The organism is Gordonia sp. 852002-50395_SCH5434458 (assembly GCF_001665905.1).
Taxonomy (GTDB): domain Bacteria; phylum Actinomycetota; class Actinomycetes; order Mycobacteriales; family Mycobacteriaceae; genus Gordonia; species Gordonia jacobaea.
On record NZ_LZTC01000018.1, the window covers coordinates 83,286 to 109,999 of the forward strand.

General features: G+C 65.9%; 28 protein-coding genes. 18 read left to right on the forward strand and 10 right to left on the reverse strand.

The features are described from left to right. Positions 1–25: 25 nt before the first annotated feature. The 5 genes from A5785_RS03820 to A5785_RS03840 are packed head-to-tail and all read right to left on the reverse strand — an operon-like array spanning position 26 to position 5,565. A complete protein-coding gene (locus A5785_RS03820; protein ID WP_064864622.1) occupies positions 26–757 on the reverse strand; it encodes a sirohydrochlorin chelatase in 732 nt (243 codons plus the stop codon). Then, positions 754–2,064, reverse strand: a complete 1,311-nt coding sequence (locus tag A5785_RS03825; protein ID WP_064864624.1) for a sulfate adenylyltransferase subunit 1 — start codon at positions 2,062–2,064, stop codon at positions 754–756. Before A5785_RS03825 ends, A5785_RS03820 begins: the two co-directional genes overlap by 4 nt. Next, positions 2,064–3,008, reverse strand: a complete 945-nt coding sequence (cysD, locus tag A5785_RS03830) for a sulfate adenylyltransferase subunit CysD (protein ID WP_064864626.1) — start codon at positions 3,006–3,008, stop codon at positions 2,064–2,066. Before cysD ends, A5785_RS03825 begins: the two co-directional genes overlap by 1 nt. Then, positions 3,005–3,754, reverse strand: a complete 750-nt coding sequence (locus tag A5785_RS03835) for a phosphoadenylyl-sulfate reductase (protein WP_064864628.1) — start codon at positions 3,752–3,754, stop codon at positions 3,005–3,007. Before A5785_RS03835 ends, cysD begins: the two co-directional genes overlap by 4 nt. After that, positions 3,751–5,565: a nitrite/sulfite reductase gene (locus tag A5785_RS03840; protein WP_049698345.1), complete on the reverse strand. Its 1,815-nt coding sequence runs from the start codon at positions 5,563–5,565 to the stop codon at positions 3,751–3,753. The genes A5785_RS03835 and A5785_RS03840 overlap by 4 nt, the downstream gene beginning before the upstream one ends. Between A5785_RS03840 and A5785_RS23435 the strand changes: the two genes are divergently transcribed. Beyond that, complete coding sequence (locus A5785_RS23435) at positions 5,564–5,743, forward strand: hypothetical protein (RefSeq protein WP_197494610.1); 180 nt, start codon at positions 5,564–5,566, stop codon at positions 5,741–5,743. The genes A5785_RS03840 and A5785_RS23435 overlap by 2 nt on opposite strands. A gap of 229 nt (positions 5,744–5,972) precedes the next feature. Then, positions 5,973–7,181 (forward strand): radical SAM family heme chaperone HemW, encoded by a 1,209-nt coding sequence (gene hemW, locus A5785_RS03845; protein ID WP_442902840.1) that lies wholly within the window; start codon positions 5,973–5,975, stop codon positions 7,179–7,181. Here the strand turns inward: hemW and A5785_RS03850 are convergent. Further along, a complete protein-coding gene (locus A5785_RS03850; protein WP_064864630.1) occupies positions 7,168–7,689 on the reverse strand; it encodes a MarR family winged helix-turn-helix transcriptional regulator in 522 nt (173 codons plus the stop codon). The genes hemW and A5785_RS03850 overlap by 14 nt on opposite strands. 35 nt (positions 7,690–7,724) lie before the next feature. Between A5785_RS03850 and A5785_RS03855 the strand changes: the two genes are divergently transcribed. Continuing rightward, on the forward strand, positions 7,725–8,792 hold the full coding sequence (locus A5785_RS03855) for a substrate-binding domain-containing protein (RefSeq protein ID WP_064864632.1): 1,068 nt from the start codon (positions 7,725–7,727) through the stop codon (positions 8,790–8,792). 25 nt (positions 8,793–8,817) lie between these two features. On the opposite strand, the gene A5785_RS03860 is transcribed toward A5785_RS03855, so the two are convergent. Beyond that, positions 8,818–9,882 (reverse strand): AAA family ATPase, encoded by a 1,065-nt coding sequence (locus tag A5785_RS03860; RefSeq protein ID WP_049698342.1) that lies wholly within the window; start codon positions 9,880–9,882, stop codon positions 8,818–8,820. Between the two features lie 244 nt (positions 9,883–10,126). Between A5785_RS03860 and A5785_RS03865 the strand changes: the two genes are divergently transcribed. After that, positions 10,127–11,164, forward strand: coding sequence for an aliphatic amidase (locus A5785_RS03865; RefSeq protein WP_064864634.1), 1,038 nt, complete (start codon positions 10,127–10,129; stop codon positions 11,162–11,164). Between the two features lie 26 nt (positions 11,165–11,190). Here the strand turns inward: A5785_RS03865 and A5785_RS03870 are convergent, their stop codons facing one another. Further along, positions 11,191–11,667 (reverse strand): type II toxin-antitoxin system VapB family antitoxin, encoded by a 477-nt coding sequence (locus A5785_RS03870; protein ID WP_049698340.1) that lies wholly within the window; start codon positions 11,665–11,667, stop codon positions 11,191–11,193. Between the two features lie 243 nt (positions 11,668–11,910). Between A5785_RS03870 and hrcA the strand changes: the two genes are divergently transcribed. The 13 genes from hrcA (at position 11,911) to A5785_RS03935 (ending at position 24,198) form a co-directional block, all read left to right on the forward strand. Further along, entirely contained in the window at positions 11,911–12,945 is a 1,035-nt protein-coding gene (hrcA, locus tag A5785_RS03875; RefSeq protein WP_049698605.1) for a heat-inducible transcriptional repressor HrcA, read from the forward strand. Positions 12,946–13,109: 164 nt separating this feature from the next. Further along, the gene (gene dnaJ, locus A5785_RS03880; RefSeq protein ID WP_049698339.1) at positions 13,110–14,255 is read left to right on the forward strand and encodes a molecular chaperone DnaJ; all 1,146 of its coding nucleotides are present in this window, start codon (positions 13,110–13,112) and stop codon (positions 14,253–14,255) included. Between the two features lie 55 nt (positions 14,256–14,310). Continuing rightward, positions 14,311–15,060, forward strand: coding sequence for a 16S rRNA (uracil(1498)-N(3))-methyltransferase (locus A5785_RS03885; RefSeq protein WP_049698338.1), 750 nt, complete (start codon positions 14,311–14,313; stop codon positions 15,058–15,060). Further along, on the forward strand, positions 15,048–15,842 hold the full coding sequence (locus A5785_RS03890; RefSeq protein ID WP_156525526.1) for an alpha/beta hydrolase family protein: 795 nt from the start codon (positions 15,048–15,050) through the stop codon (positions 15,840–15,842). The genes A5785_RS03885 and A5785_RS03890 overlap by 13 nt, the downstream gene beginning before the upstream one ends. Positions 15,843–15,998: 156 nt before the next feature. Continuing rightward, complete coding sequence (locus A5785_RS03895) at positions 15,999–17,093, forward strand: PhoH family protein (RefSeq protein ID WP_049698603.1); 1,095 nt, start codon at positions 15,999–16,001, stop codon at positions 17,091–17,093. Continuing rightward, on the forward strand, positions 17,090–17,683 hold the full coding sequence (ybeY, locus tag A5785_RS03900; protein ID WP_049698337.1) for an rRNA maturation RNase YbeY: 594 nt from the start codon (positions 17,090–17,092) through the stop codon (positions 17,681–17,683). The genes A5785_RS03895 and ybeY overlap by 4 nt, the downstream gene beginning before the upstream one ends. A 2-nt stretch (positions 17,684–17,685) precedes the next feature. Further along, entirely contained in the window at positions 17,686–19,161 is a 1,476-nt protein-coding gene (locus A5785_RS03905; RefSeq protein WP_197494614.1) for a hemolysin family protein, read from the forward strand. Next, a complete protein-coding gene (locus A5785_RS03910; RefSeq protein WP_064864638.1) occupies positions 19,158–19,493 on the forward strand; it encodes a hypothetical protein in 336 nt (111 codons plus the stop codon). The genes A5785_RS03905 and A5785_RS03910 overlap by 4 nt, the downstream gene beginning before the upstream one ends. After that, the gene (gene era / locus A5785_RS03915) at positions 19,490–20,404 is read left to right on the forward strand and encodes a GTPase Era (RefSeq protein WP_064864640.1); all 915 of its coding nucleotides are present in this window, start codon (positions 19,490–19,492) and stop codon (positions 20,402–20,404) included. Before A5785_RS03910 ends, era begins: the two co-directional genes overlap by 4 nt. A gap of 27 nt (positions 20,405–20,431) precedes the next feature. Beyond that, positions 20,432–22,096 carry a YhgE/Pip domain-containing protein gene (locus A5785_RS03920; RefSeq protein WP_064864642.1) on the forward strand — a complete coding sequence of 555 codons (1,665 nt, stop codon included), beginning with the start codon at positions 20,432–20,434 and terminating at the stop codon, positions 22,094–22,096. Between the two features lie 48 nt (positions 22,097–22,144). Beyond that, positions 22,145–22,951 carry a DNA repair protein RecO gene (gene recO / locus A5785_RS03925; RefSeq protein ID WP_064864644.1) on the forward strand — a complete coding sequence of 269 codons (807 nt, stop codon included), beginning with the start codon at positions 22,145–22,147 and terminating at the stop codon, positions 22,949–22,951. After that, complete coding sequence (locus A5785_RS03930) at positions 22,917–23,753, forward strand: isoprenyl transferase (RefSeq protein WP_064864646.1); 837 nt, start codon at positions 22,917–22,919, stop codon at positions 23,751–23,753. Before recO ends, A5785_RS03930 begins: the two co-directional genes overlap by 35 nt. A gap of 13 nt (positions 23,754–23,766) precedes the next feature. Then, positions 23,767–24,198, forward strand: a complete 432-nt coding sequence (locus A5785_RS03935) for a hypothetical protein (protein ID WP_064864648.1) — start codon at positions 23,767–23,769, stop codon at positions 24,196–24,198. 31 nt (positions 24,199–24,229) lie between these two features. On the opposite strand, the gene A5785_RS03940 is transcribed toward A5785_RS03935, so the two are convergent. Together A5785_RS03940 and A5785_RS03945 are read right to left on the reverse strand one after the other, a co-directional pair. After that, entirely contained in the window at positions 24,230–24,685 is a 456-nt protein-coding gene (locus tag A5785_RS03940) for a Fur family transcriptional regulator (protein ID WP_064864650.1), read from the reverse strand. Then, positions 24,682–25,122 carry an ArsR/SmtB family transcription factor gene (locus tag A5785_RS03945; protein ID WP_064864652.1) on the reverse strand — a complete coding sequence of 147 codons (441 nt, stop codon included), beginning with the start codon at positions 25,120–25,122 and terminating at the stop codon, positions 24,682–24,684. Before A5785_RS03945 ends, A5785_RS03940 begins: the two co-directional genes overlap by 4 nt. A gap of 187 nt (positions 25,123–25,309) precedes the next feature. Between A5785_RS03945 and A5785_RS03950 the strand changes: the two genes are divergently transcribed. Continuing rightward, positions 25,310–26,713: a glycine--tRNA ligase gene (locus A5785_RS03950; RefSeq protein WP_005206493.1), complete on the forward strand. Its 1,404-nt coding sequence runs from the start codon at positions 25,310–25,312 to the stop codon at positions 26,711–26,713. Position 26,714 lies beyond the last annotated feature (1 nt).

Sequence of the window (26,714 nt, forward strand, 5' to 3'; positions counted from 1 at the left end):
GTGTGAGGGCGCGGCGGCCGGCGACTCAGCTTGCGGCAGAGTCCATGTCGACTGCCGCGGCGGCGCATGCGCGGCGATAGCTGTCGACGACCGCGTCGACAAGCACCGGATGCGTTCCGATCGGACCTGCGACGACGGCGTCGGAGACCAGCCGATCGAGCGCGGTCTCCACGCGTTCGGTGAGCAGTCCCGCCGACAAGAAGTACGGACTCAGCGCGATGCGTTCCGCTCCGGCGGTGCGGAGTCGTCGAATCGCGTTGCGCAGCATGATGTCTCCGGTGCCCAGCTTCGTCGCGAACACCACGTCGACCGGACGGTGCAGGCGTGTCGACAACTCGATGGCGCGTCGTCGAACCACATGTGCGGCAGTGGGATTCGTCGAACCGACCGCCGTCACGACGATGCCGTCGCCGGGCTGTGCGCCCGCCTCGTCGAGTCGATCCGCGAGTGCGTCGGTCAGTCGGTACGCTCCGACGACGTCGGTGGTCGTCACACTCGCTCGACGGTGCTCGGCCACCAGGGCAGGCAGGTCGACTTCGCTGTGGTAGCCGGGCGCGAGAAGTAGCGGCACGACGACGCACTCGCCCCGCAGTGCCGCCAGTTGTGCTGCGACAGAAGGGGTATCGAGATCGAGGAAGCCGAGCTGGACGTCGACGCACGGTAGTCTGCGTGCCACGACTGACCGTACGCGTCGTGCGGTGTCGCCGAAGCGTGGATCGCGGCTACCGTGCGCGACGAGGAGCAGTGTCGGTGTCACACCAACTCTTTGAGGTGCAGCGTCGACAGCGCGTCGCCCACCAGGCCTGCCGCGAGGGTGTTGCCGCCCTGCGGATCGATCAGCAGGAAGCTGCCCGATTCGCGACTCACCTGGTAGTCGTCCGCGGGGATCGGCTCCGCGGTCTGCACCGTTATACGGCCGATCTGGTTGAGCTCCACGGTGTCCGGGGCGTCGACGAGTGTGAGGTTCTGCTCGTCGAACAGGGCGTCGAGCCCACCGACAATGGCCTGCGTGGTCTTGGTGCCGTGCTTGAGGAGTAGCCGCGCGCCGGGACGCAGTGGCTTCTCGGCCAGCCAGCACACCGTCGCGGTGAACTGAGCGATCGGCTCCGGGGCGTCGGCAACGGCGGCGATGAGGTCGCCGCGCGAGATGTCGACGTCGTCTGCGAGCAGCAGGGTGACGCTGCGGCCGGTGTGCGCCGTTGCCAATTGGCCGTCGGCGGTGTCGATCTGGGTGACGGTGGTGCGCACGCCGGAGGGCAGAACGGTGACCTCGTCGCCGACGGACACACGCCCGGCGGCGATCTGTCCGGCGTATCCGCGGTAGTCGGGGTACTCGGGGGTGCGCGGTCGGATGACGTACTGCACGGGGAAGCGGAGTCCGACCTCGTCGTGGCGTTCGACGGCGTTCGGCACGGTCTCGAGATGCTCGATCAGCGTGGGGCCGTCGTAGAACGGCGTGTTCTCCGAACGGATGGCGACGTTGTCGCCGTGCAGTGCCGACACGGGAATCGAGGTCACCTGCTCGGGCGACCAGCCGAGCGTGCGGGTCAGCTCACCGAACTCCGCGGAGATGTCCGCGAACACCGACGCGGCGTCGTCGACGAGGTCGATCTTGTTGACCGCCAACACGAGCTGCGGCACACCGAGCAACGCCATGACCGCGGCGTGGCGGCGCGTCTGGGAGACGACACCATTGCGGGCGTCGACGAGCAGCATGACCAGCTGGGCTGTGGACGCGCCGGACACCGTGTTGCGGGTGTACTGGACGTGGCCCGGGGTGTCGGCCAACACGAAAGACCTTGCGGGCGTGGCGAAGTAGCGATACGCGACGTCGATGGTGATGCCCTGCTCGCGCTCTGCTCGCAGACCGTCGACGAGTAGCGAGAGGTCGGGTCCTTCGAGACCGCGGTCGACCGATGCCTTGGTCACGGCGTCGATCTGGTCTGCCAGCACCGATTTGGTGTCGTAGAGGAGTCGGCCGACGAGCGTGGACTTGCCGTCGTCGACGCTGCCCGCGGTCGCGATGCGGAGCAGGTCGGGGACGTGCTGGGTGGTCGATGCCATCAGAAATATCCTTCGCGCTTGCGGTCTTCCATGGCGGCTTCGGAGACGCGATCGTCGCCACGGGTTGCGCCGCGTTCGGTCAGTCGGGACGCGGCGACCTCTGCGAGGACCGCGTCGTTGGTTGCGGCATCGGAGAGCACCGCGCCGGTCGTCGAGCCGTCGCCGACGGTGCGGTAACGCACCGAGAGTCGTTGCACCTCTTCGCCTTCGCGCGGGCCACCCCACGAGCCGGACGTCATCCACATGCCGTCACGGTTGAAGACTTCGCGCTCATGCGCGTAGTAGATCGGTGGGAGCAGGACCTGCTCACGCGTGATGTAGCGCCACACGTCGAGCTCGGTCCAGTTGGAGAGCGGGAAGACGCGCACATGCTCGCCCGGAGCGTGGCGACCGTTGTAGAGGTTCCATAGTTCGGGGCGCTGACGCTTGGGGTCCCACTGGCCGAATGCGTTGCGCAGGGAGAAGATCCGCTCCTTGGCGCGCGAACGCTCCTCGTCGCGACGGCCTCCGCCGAACACCGCGTCGAATCGGTTCTCGGTGATGGCGTCGAGCAGGGGAATGGTCTGCAACGGGTTACGCACGCCGTCGGGGCGCTCGGTGAGCCTGCCGTCTGCGAGGTAGTCCTCGACCTTGGCGACGTGCAGTCGCAGATTGTGCCGCTCGACGACCTGGTCGCGGAACTCGAGAACCTCGGGGAGGTTGTGGCCGGTGTCGACGTGGAGCAGCGAAAACGGAAGTGGCGCAGGCCAGAAGGCCTTGAGTGCCACATGCAGCAGCACCGTCGAGTCCTTGCCGCCGGAGAACAGGATCACCGGGCGCTCGAACTCGCCTGCCACCTCGCGGAAGATGTGGATGGCCTCGGACTCGAGTGCGTCGAGAGTGGTGAAATCGTCCGGTTCGGTCACGGCACGTCCTGCGCTCGCTGAGGGTTCGGTGATGGTCATGCGTGGAGCCCACATTCTGTCTTGGCGCGACCGGCCCAGCGGCCGCTGCGCGGATCGGATCCGGGTTCGGGTTTCGCGGTGCACGGAGCGCAGCCGATCGACGGATAGCCCTCGTCGACAAGGGGATTGACGAGGACGCCGTTGGCGTCGATGTAGTCCTGCATCTGCTCGTCCGACCACGCGGCGATCGGGTTGATCTTGACGAGACCGAATCCCTCGTCGAACGAGATGAGCGGCGCGTTGGCGCGTGTCGGAGCCTCGACGCGTCGGATGCCCGTGACCCACGCGTCGTAGTTGCCCAGGCCTGCCTTCAGCGGAACCACCTTGCGCAGCCTGCAGCACTCGCCGGGATTGCGGGCGAAAAGGTTGCGGCCCAGCAGTTCATCCTGTTCGGCGACGCTGTGCTGTGGTGTCAGGTTGATCATGTCGACGCCGTAGACCTGCTCGACGGCGGCGCGCGTGCCGATGGTCTCGGCGAAGTGGTAGCCCGTGTCGAGGAACAGCACCTTCACCGGGTCGCCGTCGAGCAGGGCGCGGTCGACGTGCTTGACGGCGAGATCGACCAGCGCGGCATCCTGCATGTTCGACGCGACGACGAAGTTGTCGCCGAACGTCTCTGCCGTCCAGCGCAGCAACTCCTCGGGAGTCGCGCTGTCGCCGAGTTCGGCTGCGCCGCGCGCAGCGATCTCACGCAACTCGTCCTCGCTGAACCGCCGTCCGGTTCTGCTCTGGGTGCTCGTCGTCATCGCAATGCCTCCTCGTCGGCCCGCACTGCCCACTGTGCGAACCGCTCTCCTTCTTCGCGTTGGTCGACGAAGTTGCGGACCACGCGTTCGATGTAGTCGCCGAGCTCGGTGGATGTCACCTTGTGCTGGCGCAGTTTTCGGCCGAAGCCCGCATCCTGGCCGAGGCTGCCGCCCAGGTGTACCTGGAAGCCCTCGGTCTGTCCGCCGTCGGCGTCCTCGACGAGCTGGCCCTTGAATCCGATGTCGGCGATCTGTGAACGCGCGCACGAGTTGGGGCAGCCGTTGATGTTCACGGTGATGGGGACGTCGAGCTCGGAGTTGATGTCTGCCAGGCGTTCCTCGAGTTCGGGAACGAGGACCTGCGAGCGCTTGCGCGTCTCTGTGAACGAGAGCTTGCAGAACTCGATTCCACTGCACGCCATCAGGTTTCGACGCCAATTCGACGCGCGTGCGACGAGTCCGAGCTTGGCCAGATCGGCGATGAGCTCCTCGACCTTGTCGTCGGCGACGTCGAGCACGACGAGCTTCTGGTACGGCGTGAACCGGATGCGGTCGGAGCCGACGCGCTCGGCGGCGTCGGCGACAGCGGTGAGCTTGGTGCCTGTCACGCGCCCCGCGATGGCCGCGAACCCGACAGCGTTGAGGCCGTTCTTGAGCTTCTGCACGCCGACGTGGTCACGCGGCTGCGTGAGCGGGGTGGGGGCAGGGCCGTCGATCAGCTTGCGGTGCAGGTACTCGTCCTCGAGCACCTGGCGGAACTTCTCGATGCCCCAGTCCTTGATGAGGAACTTCAGCCTGGCCTTGGCGCGCAGACGGCGGTAGCCGTAGTCGCGGAAGATCGACACGACGCCTTCCCAGACGTCGGGAACCTCGTCGAGCGGAATCCACGCACCGACACGCTGAGCGAGCATCGGGTTCGTCGACAGCCCGCCGCCGACCCAGAGGTCGAGGCCGGGGCCGTGCTCGGGATGCTCGACACCGATGAAGGCGATGTCGTTGGTCTCGTGACTGACGTCCTGCAGACCTGAGATGGCCGTCTTGAACTTGCGGGGCAGGTTGGAATACTGCGGATCGCCGATGTAGCGGCGCACGATCTCGTCGATCGCGGGGGTCGGGTCGAGGACCTCGTCGATGGCCTCGCCCGCCAGCGGGGACCCGAGGATGATGCGCGGGCAGTCGCCGCACGCCTCGGTGGTCTTGAGGCCGACGCCCTCGATGCGCTCCCAGATCGTCGGGACGTCCTCGATGCGAATCCAGTGGTACTGGACGTTCTCACGGTCGGACAGATCGGCGGTGTCGCGGGCGAACTCGGTGGAGATCTGGCCCAGCGTGCGGAGCTGTTCGACGTTGAGGGCTCCGGCGTCGCACCGGATGCGCATCATGAAGTGGCTGTCTTCGAGGATGTCGATGTTCTCGTCGCCGGTCCAGGTGCCGTCGTAGCCCTGCGCGCGCTGCGTGTAGAGGCCCCACCAGCGCATCCGGCCGCGCAGATCCTGTTTGTCGATCGAGTCGAAGCCCTGCTTGGAGTAGATGTTCTCGATGCGGGCGCGCACGTTGAGCGGGTTGTCGTCCTTCTTGACCTGCTCGTTGGGGTTCAGCGGCTCGCGATACCCGAGCTTCCACTGGCCCTCCGCGCGACGCTTGGTCGGGCGGGGCTTGCGAGCGGGGCGGTCGCCGTTCTGCGCACGGGGGGTGCGGGCAGGACGTTCGCGGGTCGTGCGGCGATCGCCGTTCTGACCCGACGCGCCGTCACCGGGCTGCTCGTTCGAGCCTGCACCGCTGTCGGGCGTGATGTCTGTCGTGGACGTCATGAAGTCTCCTGATGCCGGGCGCACGGGCACCGGCTTTCGCGCGGTCTGGGCTGTGTCTGGGCGGTTCCGTGTGGGCGCAACGGTGGTGTTCCGTCGGGCGACACCGTCGGTGTTCCACCGGGTATCTGCCGGCATTCCCGCAGCGTGCGGGGAACTCTCGGGGCCGGTCGTCGTCTAAGGACGACAGCTAGCGCTACAGACGCGCTTGAAATCGACGTGGCGTCGTGCTGCGAGCCACACCCCGGGGAAATTCACGCCATCCATAGTGCCACGGGAGGGCACCCGTCGTCTACTTGCACTTATTTTGCGTCATGCTGAGGCAAAGTCGGCCGACGGCCTGCCCCGCACAGAAGTCGACGTGAGGCGGCGAGCATCATGGACGGGTGGATGTCGAGACGATTGTCGAGCTGCGGGGCGATGCGCCCGCTCGCGTGACCGAACCGATCGTCGATGCGTGTTCTCGGGTCGATCCGGATACCGGGTTCGGCCTGTACCTGCATGTGCCGTTCTGTGCCACGCGCTGCGGGTATTGCGATTTCAACACCTACACGGCGGGGGAGCTCGGCTCGTCGTCCTCGCCCGAGTCGTGGCTCGCGGCGGTGGGCCGCGAACTCGACACCGCGGCAGCCCTGCTGAGTCCCCGACGCCCCGTCTCGACGATCTTCGTCGGCGGCGGGACGCCGTCGCTTCTCGGAGCCGACGGCCTGCGGCGACTGCTCGACGCCGTGCGCGGACGCTTCGATCTCGCCGCCGACGCCGAGATCACGACGGAATCCAACCCGGAGTCGACGTCGCCCGCGTTCTTCGACGGTCTGCTCGAGGCGGGATTCACCCGGATCTCGCTGGGCATGCAGTCGGCCGCTCCGCACGTGCTCGCGACACTCGATCGCACCCACACGCCGGGACGGGCGGTCGCAGCCGCGCGCGAGGCGTCGGCAGCGGGATTCGAGCACCTCAACCTCGACCTCATCTACGGCACGCCCGGTGAGACGGACGCCGACCTGCACCGCAGCGTCGACGCCGTCCTCGACACCCCTGTCGACCATGTCTCGGCGTACGCGCTGATCGTGGAGGACGGCACAGCGCTCGCACGTCGAATCCGCCGCGGCGAACTGCCCGCGCCCGACGACGACGTGCTCGCCGACCGCTACGTTCTGCTCGATCAACGACTGCACGACGCCGGGTTCGACTGGTACGAGGTCTCCAACTGGTCGCGCACACCGGCGGGCGAGTGCCGGCACAACCTCGGCTACTGGCGCAGCGACGACTGGTGGGGAATCGGTCCCGGCGCCCACTCGCACGTCAACGGTGTGCGCTGGTGGAACGTCAAGCATCCCGCGCGCTATGCGCGTGCCCTGGAGATGGGCGGTCTTGCCGTCGACGACTCCGAGACGCTCACGGCGACCGATCGGCACGAAGAGCAGGTCATGCTCGCGCTGCGCTGCCGTGAGGGACTGCCCACCGAGGTCCTCAGCGAGGGCGAGTTGGTGGCGGCGGAGCGCGCACGCGCGGCGGGGCTGTTGCGCGACGACGACGCAGAGCGACTCGTGCTGACCGACCGCGGCAGGCTCCTCGCCGACGGCGTGATTCGCGACATCCTGCTCATGGACGGTTGAGCGAACCCGGGGGTGCGACGGCCGCGTCAGGGGTGCCGGCGTGGTCGTCGGGTCGAATGTGAGCGATCAGGTCGAGTGACGTCGCAACGCCGAGGTACCCGCGAGGTCCCAATTCCTCGACAACCGCACGCTCGAGCGTTGCCTCGGCGTCGAGGATCGGCGCCACCGTGCGCCGTCCCCGAGCACTGAGATGCACGACGACCCGACGTCGATCGGCGGGATCGGCGCGGCGATAGACCAGGCCGTTCGAGACCAACTGATCGACGATGCGCGTCGCGGTGGCCGCCGGCACCACCGCGGTCTGCGCGAGATCGCTCATGGTGCGGCCCCCACCCGCCTCGAGGACGCTGAGGACGCGCCACTGCTCGGGCGTCACACCCGCCGCCGACAGCGCCTCCGAGATGCCGGATTCGACGCTGCGCGCCGCGCTGAGCAGGCGTAGGAGTAGCGGGAGCTCGGCTTCGTTCGCGCGCCGCTGCGTCGATGCGCGTGTAGTCTTGCGGCTCATATGCAGGCCGCGATCGCGGATGTCAGGGGAGTCCAATGACCCATCGCGAGTTGCCGATACGCATCGCCTATGTGGTCCCCGTCCAGGGATCCGCGGGCATCTTCGGGCCGTCGTGTGAGGCCTGCGGTGATCTCGCCGTCGCCGAATTGAGCTGCGGCGGAGGAGTTCTGGGCCGTGAAATCGAACTCGTGATCGTCGATGGGGGTCGACGTCCCGCAGTCGTCGCGCAGGAGGTGGCGACTCTGTGGCGAGCAGGTGCGATCGACGCCGTCGTCGGCTGGCACATCTCCGCGGTGCGCAAGGAGATCCTCCGGTACGTCGGCGGCGAGTTGCCCTACGTGTATGCGGCACTGCATGAAGGCGAGTTTCGCACACCGGGTCTGTTCATGACCGGCGAGTCGCCGGGCGCACAGGTATTGCCGGCACTCGACTGGTTGCGCCGCCAATTCGGAGCGCACACGTGGTGCGTCGTCGGCAACGACTACGTGTGGCCGAGGCAGATCGCGGCGCGCGCCGAGGCGCACCTGGCCGGTGCGGGCATGTCGCACCTGGGATCGACCTTCACGCCGCTGGGTACGTCGGACTTCACCGAGACACTCGACTGGCTGGAGGTGCATGGTCCCGACGCGGTGCTCGTACTGCTGATCGGCGACGACGCCGTCCGGTTCGGCCGCGCGTTCGCCCGTCGCGGCCTCGACGAGATCAGTCTGCGATTCAGTCCTATTCTCGAGGAGAACCAGGTACTCGGCATGGGGGCGTCGGCGACTGCCAACATGTACTCTGCCGCAGGCTATTTCGATTCGCTCGCCACCACGTCGACGCTCGACTTCGGTGCCCGCTACCACCGATTCCACGGTGTCGACGCGCCGATGCTCAACAGCATTGGTCAGTCCTGCTACGAGGCGATCAACGTGCTCGGCGAAATCGCAACGCGCGCCGGCACGCTCGCGGTTCCGGCGCTCGAGGCCGCGGCTCGCGGTGCGACGATCGACGGCTCGCGCGGTGCCCTGCGGCTCGGCGCCGGTCATACGGATCAGGACGTCTACGTGGCCGCGGCGCGTCATCTCGACCTCGACGTGCTCGAACGTATCCACGTTGCGTGATTCCCGCGTTGTCGTCTCTGCATCGTCATTGCTGCGACGTGACGATCGAGCCGCCACGAACCGTACTGCTCATCGAGAGTGGGCCGTCGGCGTCGTGATGAACGATGACCTGCGCGACCGACGCGTGCAGTTCACGTCGGATGACGCGCTTGAGATTGCGCGCGCCGTACACCCTGTCGAAGCCGTGCGCGAGCAGGTAGCGGCGCACGGAATCATCTGCTGCCCAAGTGATTCCGCGGTCGCCGAGCGTCTCGGTCAGTCGCCGCAGCTCGAGGTCGACGATGGCTCCCGCGTTGTCTTCGTCGAGCGGGGTGAACCGGACGATCTCGTCGAATCGGTTGTAGAGCTCGGGATCGAAGAACTCCTCGACGGCTCGATCGACGAGCTCACCGTCGGAGTGCGTCGTGTCGGGAGACCGGCCGACGCCGGACAGGAAACGTCGCAATGTCGAGGGATTCTGGGTGCGGGTCTTCGCTGCGAGTTCCGCGGATCCGAGATTGGACGTCAGCAGCACCACGCTGTTGCGAAAGCTGATGCTCGACGTGCCCGCGGTCAATCGCAGTGTGCCGCTGTCGAGTATCTGCAGTAGCGAGCGCAACACGGTGGTGTGCGCTTTCTCGACCTCGTCGAACAGCACGATGCCCGGTCGGGAGATGTTGCCCTCCACCAGCTCTCGGTCGAAGAGCGTGAAACCCTCCTTGGCGCCCGCGTATCCGGGCGGTGCGCCGGACAGCGACGCGGCGTAGTGCTCCTGGGCAAGCGAATTCATGTCGATGCGGCACAGTCGGTCCGGATCGCCCGCTATCTCGGCGGCGAGTCGGCGGGCGAGCTCTGTCTTCCCGACTCCCGTCGGTCCGACGAAGAGCAGGGAGGCGATGGGCCGGTGGGGATCCCGGATTCCCGCGGCGGCGATCGTCAATCCACGGACGACGGCGTCGATGGCGTGATCCTGGCCGATGATCGCGGCTCGCAGCGACGCCGAGAGTTGCTCGGGCGACGACGCTCGGCCCATGCGGAACGATCGCGCGCGTCCCGCGGTGAGGTGACCGGAGTTGAGGTCGTCGACCTTCTGCGACAGGTATCCCGACACTGTTGGTCCCTTCGTCGTTCGTCGCTTCGCTCGGTCTCGTAGATCCACACCTACTTTCGAATGAAAGCAGATGTGCGGGCGTCGTGCAGTGTGTTGCTGTCGAAGACAGCCCACAACTGTTGTGGGTAACCATCTTCGAACATCGACGCAATCCGACGGTAATGCCCTGCCTCCTACTCTGGCGGTGATAGTACTTCCAAGTGGAAGAGAAAAGTCGAAGCCCACGAGGCTGGAGGAGGCAACAATGCGGCACGGAGACATCTCATCGAGTCCGGACACTGTCGGCGTCGCGGTGGTGAACTACAAGATGCCGCGCCTACACACGAAGGCCGAGGTTCTCGAGAACGCACACAAGATCGCCGACATGGTGGTCGGGATGAAGACCGGCCTCCCGGGCATGGATCTCGTTGTTTTCCCGGAGTATTCGACGATGGGCATCATGTACGACAACGAGGAGATGTACGCGACGGCCGCGAGCATCCCGGGCGACGAGACCGACATCTTCGCCAAGGCGTGTCGTGATGCAAAGACCTGGGGTGTCTTCTCGATCACCGGTGAGCGCCACGAAGACCACCCGAACAAGCCGCCGTACAACACCCTCGTCCTGATCAATGACGAGGGTGAGATCGTGCAGAAGTATCGAAAGATCTTGCCGTGGACGCCCATCGAGGGCTGGTACCCCGGTGGTCAGACGTATGTGACCGACGGTCCCAAGGGCATGAAGATCTCGTTGATCATCTGCGACGACGGCAACTACCCGGAGATCTGGCGCGATTGCGCGATGAAGGGTGCGGAACTCATCGTGCGTCCGCAGGGATACATGTACCCCGCCAAGGACCAGCAGGTGCTCATGGCGAAGGCGATGGCGTGGGCGAACAACTGCTACGTCGCCGTCGCGAACGCCACCGGATGGGACGGCGTCTACACCTACTTCGGTCACAGCTCGATCATCGGATTCGACGGTCGAACACTCGGCGAGTGCGGCGAGGAGGACTACGGCATCCAGTTCGCGCAACTGTCACTGTCGACCATCCGGGATGCCCGCAAATACGACCAGTCGCAGAATCACCTCTTCAAACTTCTCCATCGCGGCTACACCGGTGTGCTCGCCGGTGGTGACGGCGACAAGGGGGTTGCCGATTGCCCGTTCGACTTCTACAAGAACTGGGTCAACGATGCGGAGGCAACGCAGGCGGCCGTCGAGGCGATCACCCGCGACACGATCGGAGTCGCCGAGTGTCCCGTCTACGACCTGCCGACCGAGAAGACGATGGAGGTGTGAGGGCGGGTAGGTAGGGGAGCGTCGGATCAGGGTCGGCGTGGCGGCGTCGACCAGCCCGTGCCGCGGGTCGGTCGACGATGCGCGCCGCCCTGGCCGGAGGGGCTTCGAGGTGGCTCGACCGGTCGGGTCGGACGGCTCGACGTCGTCGGAATCTCGGCGGTGTCGTCGAGTTGTTCCTCGAGGGGTAGAGCGCCCGGTGAGAGGTCATAGGCGTCGAGGTCGAGTAGCCGTGCGTGGATGATGTGCCGGTTCCGGAGCGCCGAACGCACCGCGCGGTGCAGGCCGTCCTCGAGATAGAGGTCGCCCTGCCAGCGCACGACATGGGAGAACAGGTCGCCGTAGAACGTCGAGTCCTCGCTGAGGAGTTTGTCGAGAGCCAGCACTGTGGTGACGGTGACGAGTTCGTCGAGTCGTAGCTGACGAGGAGGGATCTTGGCCCACCCGCGGACCGACAATCCGTGGTCGGGGTAGGGCTTCCCCTCCCGCACACCCTTGAAAATCATCCCGACGCTCTCACTGTCTTTCTCTTTCGAGTCGTCCCGGCTCCTGAGCAGTCCGGGCCGGCTCACGGCGACTTACGCCCGCGCGATGGCCCCGATTCGTCGTCGGCCGTCGCTTAGGATGGAGTCTGCGAACTGGATTGACCAGACTGTATGTGCCTGAGTTTATTGCCCAGAGCTCATTTGCCCAGAGCTCATTTGCCCTGAAGCTTATTGCACAGTAGGCCCCGAGGAGGTGTGGCGGACGTGTCGGCGACCGACGATCGGCGGTTCGAGGTGCTGCGTGCCATCGTGACCGACTACGTGGACACGCAGGAACCCATCGGTTCCAAGGCCTTGGTCGAACGACACCATCTCGGTGTGTCGAGTGCGACGGTCCGAAACGACATGGCCGTGCTCGAGGCGGAGGGCTACATCGCGCAGCCGCACACCAGCTCCGGTCGTGTTCCCACCGACAAGGGCTACCGGATGTTCGTCGACCGGATCAGCGAGGTCAAGCCGCTGTCGGCGGCGGAACGTCGGGCCATCCTGTCCGTTCTCGACCGCGGCGTCGACCTCGACGACGTGCTGCGGAGGTCTGTGCGCCTGCTCGCACAGTTGACCAGGCAGGTCGCGGTCATCCAATATCCCGTGCTGTCGACGGCGACGGTCCGCCACCTCGAGGTGGTCACGTTGTCGCCGTCGCGTCTGCTGCTGGTGGTCATCACCGATACCGGTCGCGTCGAGCAGCGGATGGTGGCGCTCGGTGCCGACCGTTCCGAGGACGACATCTCACGGCTGCGTGACATGTTCTCGGCGGCACTCCACGGCAAGCGTCTCGAGGAGGCGTCCGCAGCAGTCGCCGAACTCGCCAACGAGGCCCCCGGCGATATTCGCGACGAGGTCATCCGGCTCGCGACCGTCCTGGTCGAGACCCTCGTCGAACGCGGCGTCGACCGTCTTGTGCTCGGCGGAACGTCGAATCTGGCGCGCTCTGCCGCTGATTTTGCTCCGATGAACGGCGGCATGGACACGGTGCTCGAAGCGCTCGAGGAGCAGGTGGTCGTGCTCAAGTTGTTGGCGACGACACAGCGGATGGGCCGCGTCACCGTGCAGATCGGCGAGGAGACGCAAACCGAGAACCTCCGTGGAACCTCGGTGGTCTCCACAGGGTACGGTGCATCGGGAACGATATTCGGCAGCGTTGGCGTGGTTGGCCCGACCCGCATGGACTACCCGGGAACAATCGCCTCGGTGGCGGCCGTTGCGAAGTATGTGGGAGAGGTCCTCGCCGAGCGCTGATCGGCGCGACGCGCAGCGAACCATCCCGTCACATTCCCGGCACCGAGCCGGACTGCCCAGTCCCGGCGCATGCTGGGAATCGACCCCCGGCGCATGCTGGGAATCGAGACCGTACATAGCGGGGCCGGATAGACCGGCCCGGACACAGAGGACCGGACGACAGCGTGGCAACTGACTACTACGGAGTTCTTGGCGTGGCGAAGGGTGCCAGCGACCAGGAGATCAAGCGGGCATATCGCAAGAAGGCCCGAGAACTGCATCCCGACGTGAACCCCAACGAGGAGGAGCGCTTCAAAGAGGTCACCACCGCCTACGAGGTGCTCAGTGACCCGGAGAAGCGTCGAATCGTCGACGCGGGCGGTGATCCGTTGGCTGGGCCCGGCGCCGGTGGATTCGCAGGAGGCTTCGGTGGAGGCGGCCTCGGCGACGTCTTCGAGGCGTTCTTCGGTGGGGGCGGTGGCTTCGGCGGAAGTCGCGGACCCAAGGGACGCGTGCAGCCCGGCGAACCGGCCCTCGTATCGGTGGAACTGACACTCGAAGAGTGCGCGTCCGGTGTCAACAAAGAGATCACCGTCGACACGGCCATCCTCTGCGACGTCTGCCAAGGTTCGGGCACCAATGGCGACTCCAAGCCCGTCACGTGCGACACCTGTAGGGGTGCGGGCGAGATCCAGGCCGTGCAGCGCTCGATCCTCGGCCAGGTCATGACCGTCCGCGAATGCCCGACCTGCCACGGCACGGGCGAGGTCATCCCGGATCCGTGTCACAAGTGCGGCGGCGACGGCCGCGTGCGTTCGCGACGCACCATGACGGTGCGCATCCCCGCGGGTATCGAGAGCGGTATGCGGGTCCGCCTGGCAGGCCAGGGCGAGGTCGGCATGGGTGGTGGACCCGCAGGCGACCTGTATGTCGAGGTCTCCGAGCGTCCGCACGACGTCTTCATCCGCGACAAGGACGATCTGCACTGCACGCTGCGGGTGCCGATGGCCGACGCCGCGCTCGGTGCTGAGTTCACGGTTGCATCGATCCTCGGCGACGACATCACCGTCGCCATCGAGCCGGGTACTCAGCCCGGCCAGGTGGTCAAGGTTCGCGGGCAGGGTATGCCCCATGTGAACAGCGGTGTGCGCGGCACCTTGCACGTGCACCTCGACGTGCATGTACCGACCAAGCTCGACGCCGGACAGTCGGCGGCGCTTTCAGCGTATCGCGAGACGTCGGGGGAGCAGATCGATCTGGTCACCACCACTGCCGCCGCGGCGCCCGGCGGTCTGTTCTCGCGGCTTCGTAACGCCTTCGCCGGACGCTGACAGGTCACAGCGGAGTGGCGCGACGAGTGGATCGTGAGCTGAAGGGTCGACGTCGGTGAGTCCTCCGCTGTTCTGGGTCGACGAGGTGCCTCGCGTGGGCGGTGAGGTCGTGCTCGCCGGTAGCGAGGGGCGGCACGCCGTGACCGTCACCCGCCTCGGAGTCGGCGAGCAACTTCTCGTCGGTGATGGCCGGGGTTCTGTCGCCGACTGCGCAGTCGAGGCGATCCGCTCGAAGGACACGCTCGTCGCGCGCGCTCACGGATACACCTTCATCGACCGTCCGCGCCCGACCGTCACGGTCATCCAGGCGCTTCCGAAAGCCGAGCGTTCGGAGCTCGCCGTCGACCTTGCGACGGAGGCGGGTGCGGATCGCATCGTGCCCTGGCAGTCCGCGCGGTGCGTCGCGCGATGGACTGGCAAGGCGGACAAGGGAATTGCGAAGTGGAAGGCTGCGGCGTCCGCGGCGGCAAAGCAGAGTCGACGCCCGTGGATCCCCGACATCGGCGACCTCGCGACGACGATGGATGTGCGCGCGATCTGCGCGGGCGTCGCCGCAGACGGTGGTGTGGTCGCGGTGCTGCACGAGGACGGCGCAGTGCCGCTGCGGTCGCTACCGCTGGCAGGTGCCTCCGAGATCGCCCTCGTGGTGGGGCCGGAAGGTGGACTCGACGACGCCGAGATCGCCGATCTGACGGCGCTGGGGGCGACCTCGGTGGTCCTGGGTCCCGAGGTACTGCGGACGTCGGCCGCCGCCGCCGTCGCGCTCGGAGCGATCGGCGTTCTCACCGATAGGTGGGAGCGGTGAAGCGGTGCGCGGTACACCGCACGAAGATCGCGTACGGACCCGAGCCGTCGCAGTTCGGTCACCTCTACCACGTCGCAAGCGCCGACGACCGTCCGGACCGGATGCGCCCGGTAGTGCTCGTGCACGGCGGCTACTGGACAACCGAGTTCAGCCTGACCATCGAATCGGCGATCGCGCGGCAGTACGCCGAGCGGGGCGCCCTGGTGTGGAACGTCGAGTATCGACGTATCGGTGAAGCGGGTGCCGGGTGGCCCGCGACGGGAACCGACGTCCGCTCCGCGATCGAGGCGCTCGATACCGAGATTCCCGACGCACTCGAACCCGACCTGCGGGCGTGCGTCGACTGGACCGACGTGGCCGTCGTCGGACACTCCGCAGGTGGGCAACTCGCGCTCTGGTCGGTGGCGCAGCTCGGAGCGAAGACAGCGTCGACGTCCATCACCACGGTCGTCGCGCAGGCATCGGCACTGGATCTCGTGGGTGCCGGTCGTGCCGCGCGACCCTCCGTCGAGGGGTTGATGGGAGGCCCGTACGACGCCATGCCAGAGCGCTACCGGCAGGCGTCGCCGATCGAACAGGAGCCGTTCGACGCACACGTCGTCGCCATTCACGGCACCCTCGACACCGCGATCCCCGTCGACGTCAGCAGGCATTACGTCGAAACAGTCTGTGCGCGAGGGCAATCCGCGGAGCTCATCGTGGTGCCCGACGAGGGGCACGATGCCTTCGTCGATCCGCGAAGCGTGTGTAACCGGCAGACACTGCGCGTTCTCGGGATCTGAGTGCCGGGGGCGGTGTGGCGTGGCACCACGGTGCCCGGAATATTGCCTGCTGATCGGCCGTTGTGGCGCGATAGACTCGTATCGGACACGGATTCGATCCGAATCCGAGTGCACGCATAGAGCCCAAAGCCCCAGACACCAGGAGTGATTGCATACGTGAGTGACGGCACCCCCGACGTGAACGCGCCGAGCAGCGGAACATCAGGGGGCAGACCTGTGGTCACCTCCAACGTGGAAATCTCTCCCGAGGTGGTCTTTGGCCTGCTCGGGGCAAGTGACATCAACCTGCGCACCCTCGAGAAGCTGCTCCCCGCCGATATCCATGTTCGCGGCAACCAGGTGACGCTCAGCGGTCAGCAGGCCGACGTCGCGGCGTCGGAAAGAGTTGTGGCCGAACTGGTCGACCTGGTGGGACGCGGAACTCCGCTCACCCCTGATCTCGTGCGGCACAGCGTGTCGATGTTGAGCGAAGGGTCGTCGGAGTCGCCGGCAGAGGTGCTGTCGCTCGACATCATCTCCCGCCGCGGAAAGACGATCCGGCCCAAGACGCTCAACCAGAAGAAGTACGTCGACGCCATCGACAACAACACCATTGTGTTCGGGCTCGGACCAGCGGGAACCGGCAAGACGTACCTCGCGATGGCCAAGGCGGTCCAGGCGCTGCAGGGCAAAGCGGTCAACCGCATCATCCTCACGCGCCCGGCAGTCGAGGCAGGGGAGCGGCTCGGCTTCCTTCCGGGAACGCTCAGCGAGAAGATCGACCCGTACCTGCGGCCGCTGTACGACGCTCTGCACGACATGATCGACCCGGAGTCGATACCGAAGCTCATGGCGGCGGGCGTCATCGAGGTCGCGCCGCTGGCGTACATGCGTGGGCGCACGTTGAACGACGCCTTCATCATTCTCGACGAGGCGCAGAACACGACCAGCGAGCAGATGAAGATGTTCCTGACCCGTCTCGGGTTCGGGTCGAAGGTCGTCGTCACCGGCGACGTCACGCAGGTCGACCTGCCCGGCGGAGCGCAGAGCGGCCTCAACGCCGCGACGCGCATTCTCGAGGGCATCGACGACATCCACTTCTCGCATCTGAACAGCTCCGATGTCGTGCGTCATCGCCTGGTGGCCGACATCGTCGATGCATACGGTCGCGACGACGAGGCACACCGTTCGTCGGGTCGGTTGCGTGACGCCGGGGCCCAGGGTGGCAATCGTGCGGCTCGACGCGCCGCGGGACAGGGACGACGCTCATGAGTATCGAACTCGCCAACGAGTCGGGCGTCGAGGCCCCGGCGGAACTGATCATCGGCGCCGCGCGGTTCGCCGTGGGGGCGATGGATGTCAATCCGGCAGCCGAGCTCTCGCTGCTTCTCGTCGACGAGGACACGATGGCCGACATGCACGTCCAGTGGATGGACCTGCCCGGCCCGACCGACGTCATGAGCTTCCCGATGGACGAACTCGTACCCGGCGGCCGCCCCGACGCCGCGGAACCCGGTCCGGCGATCCTCGGGGACATCGTGATCTGCCCCGCATTCGCGAAGCGTCAAGCCAAGGAGGCACGACGCTCCTTCGACCATGAACTCGCGATGCTCACGATCCACGGTGTCCTGCACCTCCTCGGCTACGACCACGCCGAGCCGGAGGAGGAAAAGGAGATGTTCGGGCTGCAGAACAGCATCCTCGAAGAGTTCTACGCCGAACGTCACCGCGTCGCGCAGGTGCAGCGACAGTCCGATCGTGACACCAAGCTGTTGACCAACATCGGCTTCTCCGACGTCGCGTCGGTCGACGCGGCTCCCGACGCCCCCGACTCGGGTCAGACCCCGGCCAAGGACACGTGACCTTGTCGCAAGACATCTGGTTCCTCATCGTCGCTCTGGTACTGCTCGCTTTCGCAGGCGTGTTCGCCGCGGTCGACACCGCGGTGTCGACGGTGTCGATCGCTCGTGTCGAAGACATGGTCAAAGAGCAGCGTGCCGGTGCGCGCAGGCTCGTGTCGGTGTTGGATGCGCGCGCCACCTACGTCGGGCTCGCCGTGTTCCTTCGCGTCGCCTGCGAGACCGCAGCGGTCGCACTCGCCGCTGTCGCGGCCGTCGATGCGCTCGGGGTCGGCTGGGGGCTCGTCGTCACGATCGCGGGCATGACCGTGCTCTCCTACATCGCGGCGGGGGTCGGGCCTCGCACGCTGGGCAGGCAACACGCCTACAGCGTCGCGCTGGCCTCGGCGGTGTTCCTGCAGGCCCTCGGTGTGCTGCTGACACCGGTCACCCGACTTCTCATCCTCATCGGCAACGCGTTGACCCCCGGACGCGGTTACCGCAACGGCCCGTTCGCCACCGAGGTCGAGTTGCGGGAGGTCGTCGACCTCGCGGAGGCAAGCGGTGTGGTCGCGGCAGATGAGCGCCGGATGATCCAATCCGTGTTCGACCTCGGAGACACCAACGCCCGCGAGGTGATGGTCCCGCGCACCGAGATGATCTGGATCGAAGACGACAAGACCGTCGCGCAGGCGCTGAATCTGGCACTGCGGTCCGGGCATTCGCGCATACCCGTGATCGGTGAGAATCCCGACGACGTGCTCGGCGTCGTCTACCTCAAAGATCTCGCGTCGACGTTGAATGCGGGAGAACCGATCACAGTCATCCGGGTGCGAGATCTCATGCGTCCGGCCGAGTTCATGCCCGACTCGAAGCCACTGGACAAGGTCCTCGCCGACATGCAGCGCACCCGCAACCACATGGCGCTCCTTGTCGACGAGTACGGGGGCATCGCAGGCCTGGTCACCATCGAGGACGTACTCGAGGAGATCGTGGGTGAGATCACCGACGAGTACGACACCGACGAGGTCGCTCCGATCGAGGATCTGGGTGATGGCCGCGTTCGGGTGTCGGCACGGCTGCCCGTCGAGGATCTCGGCGAACTCTTCGACATCGAGATCGACGACGACGAGGTGGAAACCGTCGGTGGACTCGTCGGGCTGGAGTTGGGCCGCGTGCCGCTGCCAGGTGCAGACGTCGAATCGCACGGACTGCGGCTTGTCGCAGAGGGAGGCCCCAATCAGCAAGGGCGCCAACGTATCACCACTGTGTTGGTGACCAAGTTGGAATCTGCCGATGATGACGACGCAGACGCCACGTCGCGGGATGACGACGATGTACGGCGTGATCGACGACGCGGTGACGCCCGCGCGGATTCCGACGCGGGCGCGCTGCGCCGAGTGCGTGACGCCGACACCGACACCGATGGGGAATACTCTGAGCGGAACGGCTCGGACCGCGGCACGTCGGTTCACGCACGCAACGGCAAGGATCACAGGTGACCCAGACACTCGACGACGAGGACAACAAACTCGTCGTGCTCGCCCGGGGAGCGCGCGCCCGCGCGGAGACCGCATCGGGGGCGGCAGTTCGCGACGGTGACGGGCGTACCTACGCCGGGGCAGACGTCGAGACGCGCTCGCTGCGGTTGACGGGTCTTCAGGTCGCGCTCGCGACAGCGCTCGGCAGCGGTGCAGGCGAGTTCGAGGCAGCCGTCGTCGTCGGCGGCCGGGCCGACGATCCCGGCCTGGCGACCCTGCACGAGATCAGCCCGTCGGCGCCTCTGATCGTCGCCGACGGAAGCGGCGCCGTCGTCGATCGCGTCGACTCATGAGCGACGAGTTCCGCTCAGGATTCGTCTGTTTCGTCGGCAGGCCCAACACGGGAAAGTCGACGCTCACGAACGCCCTCGTCGGCGAGAAGATCGCGATCACGTCGAATCGTCCTCAGACCACACGGCACACCATTCGTGGAATCGTGAACCGGCCGGACGCTCAGCTGATCATCGTCGACACCCCCGGTCTGCACCGACCGCGCACACTCCTCGGGCAACGACTCAACGATCTCGTCCGCGACACCTACTCAGAGGTCGATGTCATCGGGATCTGCATCCCGGCCGACGAGGCGATCGGTCCCGGTGACCGGTGGATCGTGTCGCAGGTGCGACAGATGGCACCCAAGACGACGGTTCTCGGCGTCGTGACAAAGATCGACCGTGTCACAACCGACAAGGTCGCGGCCCAACTGCTCGCACTGAGCAACCTGCTCGGCAGCGAGTCCGAGGTGGTTCCGGTGTCGGCGACCAGCGGCGCGCAGCTCGACGTACTCACAGACGTCCTCGTCTCGCTGATGGAACCGGGCCCCGCGTTCTACCCCGACGGCGAGCTGACCGACGAACCCGAGCAGGTCCTGATGGCGGAGTTCATCCGCGAGGCCGCGCTCGAGGGTGTGCACGACGAGTTGCCGCATTCGCTGGCGGTCGTGATCGAGGAGGTCATCCCGCGCGAGGACCGACGCCCCGATCAGGCACCGATGGTCGACGTCCACGCGATTCTCTACGTGGAGCGCGACAGTCAGAAGGGCATCATCATCGGACACAAGGGTTCGCGTCTCAAGCAGGTGGGTACCACTGCTCGGGCGCAGATCGAGAACCTGCTCGGCGTGAAGGTCTACCTGGATCTGCACGTGAAAGTGGCAAAGGACTGGCAGCGAGACCCCAAACAGCTGGGACGAATGGGCTTCTGACGGCCGATCTCTTCAGGAGGTACGACGGTGGGCAAGCACGAGGGATCGGACGAATCGGCACCAGCCGACGCGGTCGATTCGACGCAAGACGGTCACGATCAAGACGGTCACGATCACGACAGTCACGACAACGACGGTCACAGCACGGAGACTCTCACCGACGAGAGTGGGTCCGCGCAGACCGGCGCTGACGGATACCCGCACGAGGAGCAGGCGGTCAGCACGATCTCAGAGGTGCTGGGTGCGCCCAAGTTCTGGGTCCTACCGGTGTTGCTCGTCGTCGTCATCATGTCGTTCATGGCGGCGTTGTACATGGGCGCTATCGCCGATCCGGAACGCAATCTGCACGACTTCCCGATCGCATTGGCCAACCAGGACAACGGTGGCGAGGTTCCCAACGCCGACGGCGGGACGGACAAGCAGAACTACGGCGACCAGATCGCCAAGGGCATCATCGACGAGGCGGCGAAGAGTGGGATCGCGGTGCACAAGACCGACCGCACCACCGCGCTGAACGAGTTGAACACGGGCAAGGTCTACGGCGTCGTGATCATCAGCCCGAACTTCACCAATCGGGCTGTGGCACTTGGCCAATCGGCGGTGCTGCAGGCCAAGCCCGAGAAGCTGCCGATCGACATCTACATCAATCGTGGCTCGGGAACGTTCGCCTCAGCCATCACGACACAGTTCTCCGAACGCGTGTCGACGCAGGTCAACAAGCAGGTGGGTGACCAACTCACGCAGTCGGTGAGTGAACAACTCGCGAAGGCCAACGTGCCATTCAGTGGTGCGGCTCAGCTTGCTCTCTCGCAGCCGGTGGACGTGCGGACCGTCGAACCCAATCCGCTGCCCGAGGGCTCCGGGAACGGCTTGTCGGCCTTCTACTACACACTTCTGTTGATTCTCGCCGGCTTCACCGGTGCGATGATGGTGAGCATCGTGGTTGACGCCGCGCTCGGCCAGACGCCCATCGAGTTCGGCCCGTTCTACCAACTGCGTCTGCGACTGCCGATCTCGCGCTGGGGAACTCTCGCCGCCAAGTGGACGATCATGTTGCTGATCGCGTTCATCCAGTCGGCGCTGTATGTCGGGGTGTGTACGGCGGTGGGGACCTCGTTACCGAATGCGTTTGTGTTGTGGACGTATTCGGTGTTGGTGATCTTCGCCGTCGGTGTGTCGGCGGCGTCGGCGATGGCCGTCTTCGGAAACCCGGGTCTGATCCTGAATCTGGTGTTCTTCGTGATTCTCGGCCTGCCGTCGTCGGGCGGCACCGTGCCGTTGGAGGCCAGCCCGCGATTGTTCGCCTGGATCGCGTCGTTCGAGCCGATGCATCTGGTGTACCTCGGGATTCGGTCGATCCTGTACTTCGATGCCGACTGGGATGCGGGCCTCGGCCGTGCCGTGATCCAGACGATCGTCGGGCTCATCGTGGGCGGACTGCTGGGCTGGGTGGGAACCAAGTACTACGACCACAAGGGCTGGCATCGCTTCCCCGGTGGCATGCGGCTCTCGCCGCGGATGGCCAAGATCTTCGACGGCGGTAGCGGCAGTCTCCCGACGATCACCACGCCGGCACCACAGCATGTGGCCGGGGTCGCGGGCGCCAGCGTGCGCAAGCGCGAGGCGTCGACCGGTACTCACGTCGGTGCCCACGAGCGCGAACCGGACGACTCCGGAAGTGGCAGCGGTTAGCGGCATGTCTCGACGGACCATGTCGGTGCCCGATGGAACAATGGCAGGGTGAGGTTCTACCAGGATGAAGCGGTTGTGCTGCGTCAGCACAAGCTCGGCGAGGCCGACCGCATCATCACATTGCTGACCGCGGAGCACGGATTGGTGCGTGCGGTCGCCAAGGGTGTGCGTCGGACGAGGTCGAAGTTCGGTGCTCGGCTGGAACCGTTCGCTCACGTCGACATCCACCTCTATCCGGGACGCAACCTCGACGTCGTCACACAGGTTCATTCGATCCACGCGTTCGCCGATGCGATCGTCGCCGACTACGCCCGCTACACCACGGCGTGCGCCGTCCTCGAGACCGCGGAACGCCTTGCCGGTGAGGAACGTGCTCCCGCCCCACAGTTGCACCGGCTCACCGTCGGTGCCCTCGAGGCGCTGGCAGCTGATCGGCGCCCGGGCGGGCTGATCCTCGACGCCTTCCTGCTCAGGGCGATGCACTGTGCCGGCTGGATGCCCGCCTTGGATGTCTGTGCACGCTGCGCTTCGCCTGGCCCGCATCGGGCGTTCCACGTCGCTGCCGGCGGTGCGGTATGCCTGCACTGTCGTCCGCCGGGAGCCGCGACCCCGTCGCCCGGAGTCCTCGACCTCATGGACTCGCTGTACCGAGGGCAGTGGGAGCACACCACGGACGCGACCGAGTCGCTACGACGTCAAGCCAGCGAATTGGTCGCCGCGCATCTGCAATGGCATCTCGAGCGCCAATTGCGCACCCTGCCGCTCATCGAACGCGCAACCCCTCATAGTCTGGTTTCACCGAATGTGAGAGGAGCCGGCGATGGCGCTACGGTCGCGGTCCGCGGCTCGGGATGAACGGGCAAAGCAAGCCGCAGCACAGGAACGACGCGCGGTTCGTCCACCCGACCCGCATCCGAGCGGCGCCACACCACCCGCATTGCCCACCGAACTGATCCCTCGCCACGTCGCGCTCGTGATGGACGGCAACGGCCGGTGGGCCACCGAGCGCGGGCTGCCACGCACCGAGGGGCACAAGCGTGGCGAGGCGGTGCTCATGGACACCGTCTGTGGCTGCATCGAGATGGGCGTCACGTGGCTCTCGGCGTACGCGTTCTCGACGGAGAACTGGTCTCGCAGCCCCGACGAGGTCCGGTTCCTGATGGGCTTCAACCGCGACGTGATCCGTCGCCGTCGCGATGAGATGAACGAGATGGGCGTGCGCGTGCGCTGGGCCGGACGCCGACCACGCCTGTGGCGCAGCGTGATCAAAGAACTCGAGGTCGCGGAGGAACTGACCAAGGACAACACGGTCATGACCCTCACCATGTGTGTGAACTATGGTGGGCGGGCCGAAATCGCCGACGCGGCAAAGGAGATCGCTCGACGCGCCGCGGCGGGCGAGCTCGATCCCGAGCGGATCACCGAGGCGTCGTTCGCAAAGTATCTCGACGAGCCGGACATGCCCGATGTCGACCTGTTCCTGCGTCCGTCGGGGGAGCAGCGCATCTCGAACTTCCTGCTCTGGCAGTCGGCATACGCCGAGATGGTCTATCAGGAGAAGCTGTTTCCCGACTTCGATCGCCGCGACCTGTGGGCAGCGTGTGTCGAGTACGCATCACGCGACCGCCGCTTCGGCGGCGTGATGACGACGGAGTGAGCGTGAGTCGTCGGTGAGCAATGAGTCGAGCCCGAATTCCTCTGCCGCGCAACAGGTTCTACTCGAAAGGGTGGCCACGCTCCTGACCGAGATCGGCGACGTCACCGACGTCGACGCCGAATCAGTGGTCGTCGCTGTCGGCTCGACGCGGGCGTCGGTTCGTGTCATCTCGCTGGCCGACGACCTTCAGGTGGTCTCGGTGACACAGTTGCTCGCGCTCAACCTTCCCAACACCGACGCGCTCCGTTCCGACGTCGAAGAACTCGACGCGACGCTGAGCTTCGGTAACCTACGACGCTCCGATCTGACCGGCGTGACCACAGATGTGTTGCAGTACTACACATTTCCGGCCGACGGCCTCACCGACATCCCATTGCTGACGGTGCTGCACATCGTACTGTCCGGCGGCGACGACATCGCCCGTAAGCTCGTCGACGCGAGCTGAACCCCGCCGAACATACTCGCGCCGACTCAAGTCAGCGCGCGGCGCGGCAGTCGGCACACACCCCGAACACCTCGACGGTGTGGTGGATGTCGCTGAAGCCGTGTTCTGCCGCGATCTTCGACGCCCAGCGCTCCACCGGATCTGCCTGCACCTCGACCGTCGTGCCGCACACCCGGCACACCAGGTGGTGGTGATGCACCGACGAACAGTTGCGGTAACGCATCTCGCCCGAACCGTCCCAGAGTGCGTCGATCTGTCCGGCCTGGCTCAGCGCCTGCAGGTTGCGGTAGACGGTGGTCAAACCGATCGATTCGCCACGGGCTTTGAGTTGCTCGTGAAGCTCCTGTGCCGAGCGGAAGTCGTCGCCCTCCGACAGTGCGTCGGCGATTGCCGCGCGTTGTCGCGTGGAACGGATTCCGGTGACGGGACGCTCGCGGCCCGTGGTGTCGGTGGTCGCGGCGTTGTTAGTCGTGTCGGTGCTGCTCATCGTTTCGTTTCGTCGCTGTGCGCGGTCGATCGCTGTGTTGTCGCTGCGGCCGTGGTGTTCGTGGCGGGCGCGTCGGGGTCACGTGTCTGCGGCGTCGGACGAGGCTCGGTTGCGTGTGTGAGGGCGTCGGTGACGATGTGTGCGAGGTGGTCGTCGATCAGCGAGTACATGATCTCGCGGCCATTGCGTTCGCCGCTCACGACGCCGGCGTCCTTCAAAACTCGCAGGTGTTGGCTGACCAATGGCTGGCTCACGCCGAGCGAGCCCACCAGTTCGTGCACGCAGCGGGCGTCTTCCTGCAGTGCCAACACGATGGCGATCCGCATGGGCGATGCGAGTGCCCGGAGCAGGTCGCTGGCAGCCTCACGCGCAGCGACGTCGCGGGCACCGACGCCGCGCGAGCCGAGGCCGTCTGAACACTGGCCGCGAGTTCCCATCTCTCCATCTTAAGGGAAGTGGTTGTCATTTGTGGTCGACGCCCCACTGGTCGCGCTGCTCGGACCGGAGGATGCTCCACGGCGCTGGTCAGGCGTCGTCAGCGGACGGCTAGGCTGTAAGGGTTGCCGGCCAGCGTGCCGGCGAAAAGTTTGTGACCTGTCCCAACGTCCGTGGAGAAAGATCCCTGTGGCCTCCCGCCCGTCGAATGCTGCCCCTGCCAAAGTCGAAGCCGTCGTCAACCTCGCCAAGCGTCGGGGTCTTGTGTACCCGAGCGGCGAGATCTACGGCGGAACACGGTCGGCGTGGGATTACGGGCCGCTCGGAGTGGAGCTCAAGGAGAACATCAAGCGGCAGTGGTGGCGGAGCATGGTCACCAGTCGCGACGACGTCGTCGGACTCGATTCGTCCGTCATCCTCCCGCGGCCCGTGTGGGAAGCCAGTGGCCACGTCGAGGTCTTCACCGATCCGCTCGTCGAATCGCTGTACACCCACAAGCGCTACCGCGCCGACCACCTGATCGAGGCGTACGAACTCAAGCACGGACATCCTCCGGAGAACGGGCTTGCCGACATCAACGACCCGGAGACGGGTCAGCCGGGCAACTGGACCGAGCCGCGTGCGTTCAGCGGATTGATGAAGACCTACCTGGGGCCGGTCGACGACGAGGAGGGGCTGCACTACCTCCGTCCGGAGACCGCTCAGGGAATCTTCGTCAACTTCAAGAACGTCATGACGACCTCGCGCAAGAAGCCGCCGTTCGGCATCGCACAGATCGGCAAGAGCTTCCGTAACGAGATCACCCCCGGCAACTTCATCTTCCGTACTCGCGAGTTCGAGCAAATGGAGATGGAATTCTTCGTCAAGCCGGGTGAAGACGAGGAATGGCACCAGTACTGGATCGATCAACGCTTCGCCTGGTACACCGATCTCGGTATCAATCCGGAGAACCTGCGGCTCTACGACCATCCCAAGGAAAAGCTGTCGCACTATTCCAAGCGCACCGTCGACGTCGAGTACAAGTTCGGCTTCTCGGGTAACCCGTGGGGCGAACTCGAAGGCGTTGCCAATCGCACCGACTTCGATCTGTCCACCCACGCCAAGCATTCGGGTGAAGACCTGTCCTTCTTCGACCAGGCGACGGGCGAGCGGTACACCCCCTACGTGATCGAGCCCGCCGCCGGTCTGACGCGTTCGGTGATGGCGTTCCTGTGTGACGCGCTGACCGAGGAAGAGGTGCCGAATGCCAAGGGCGGCACCGATACTCGTACTGTGCTCCGCCTCGATCGTCGACTCGCTCCGGTGAAGGTGGCGGTGCTTCCGCTCTCGCGCAACGAGAAGCTGTCGCCGAAGGCCAAGGACCTCGCCGCGGAACTGCGCAAGTACTGGAACGTCGACTTCGACGACGCCCAGGGGATCGGAAAGCGTTACCGCAGGCAGGACGAGGTCGGAACGCCGTTCTGTGTGACGGTCGATTTCGACACCCTCGACGACCAGGCCGTGACGATTCGCGAACGCGACACGATGAGCCAGGAGCGGATCGCGCTCGACCGCGTCGTCGAATATCTGGGGAGCAAACTGCTCGGGGCGTGAC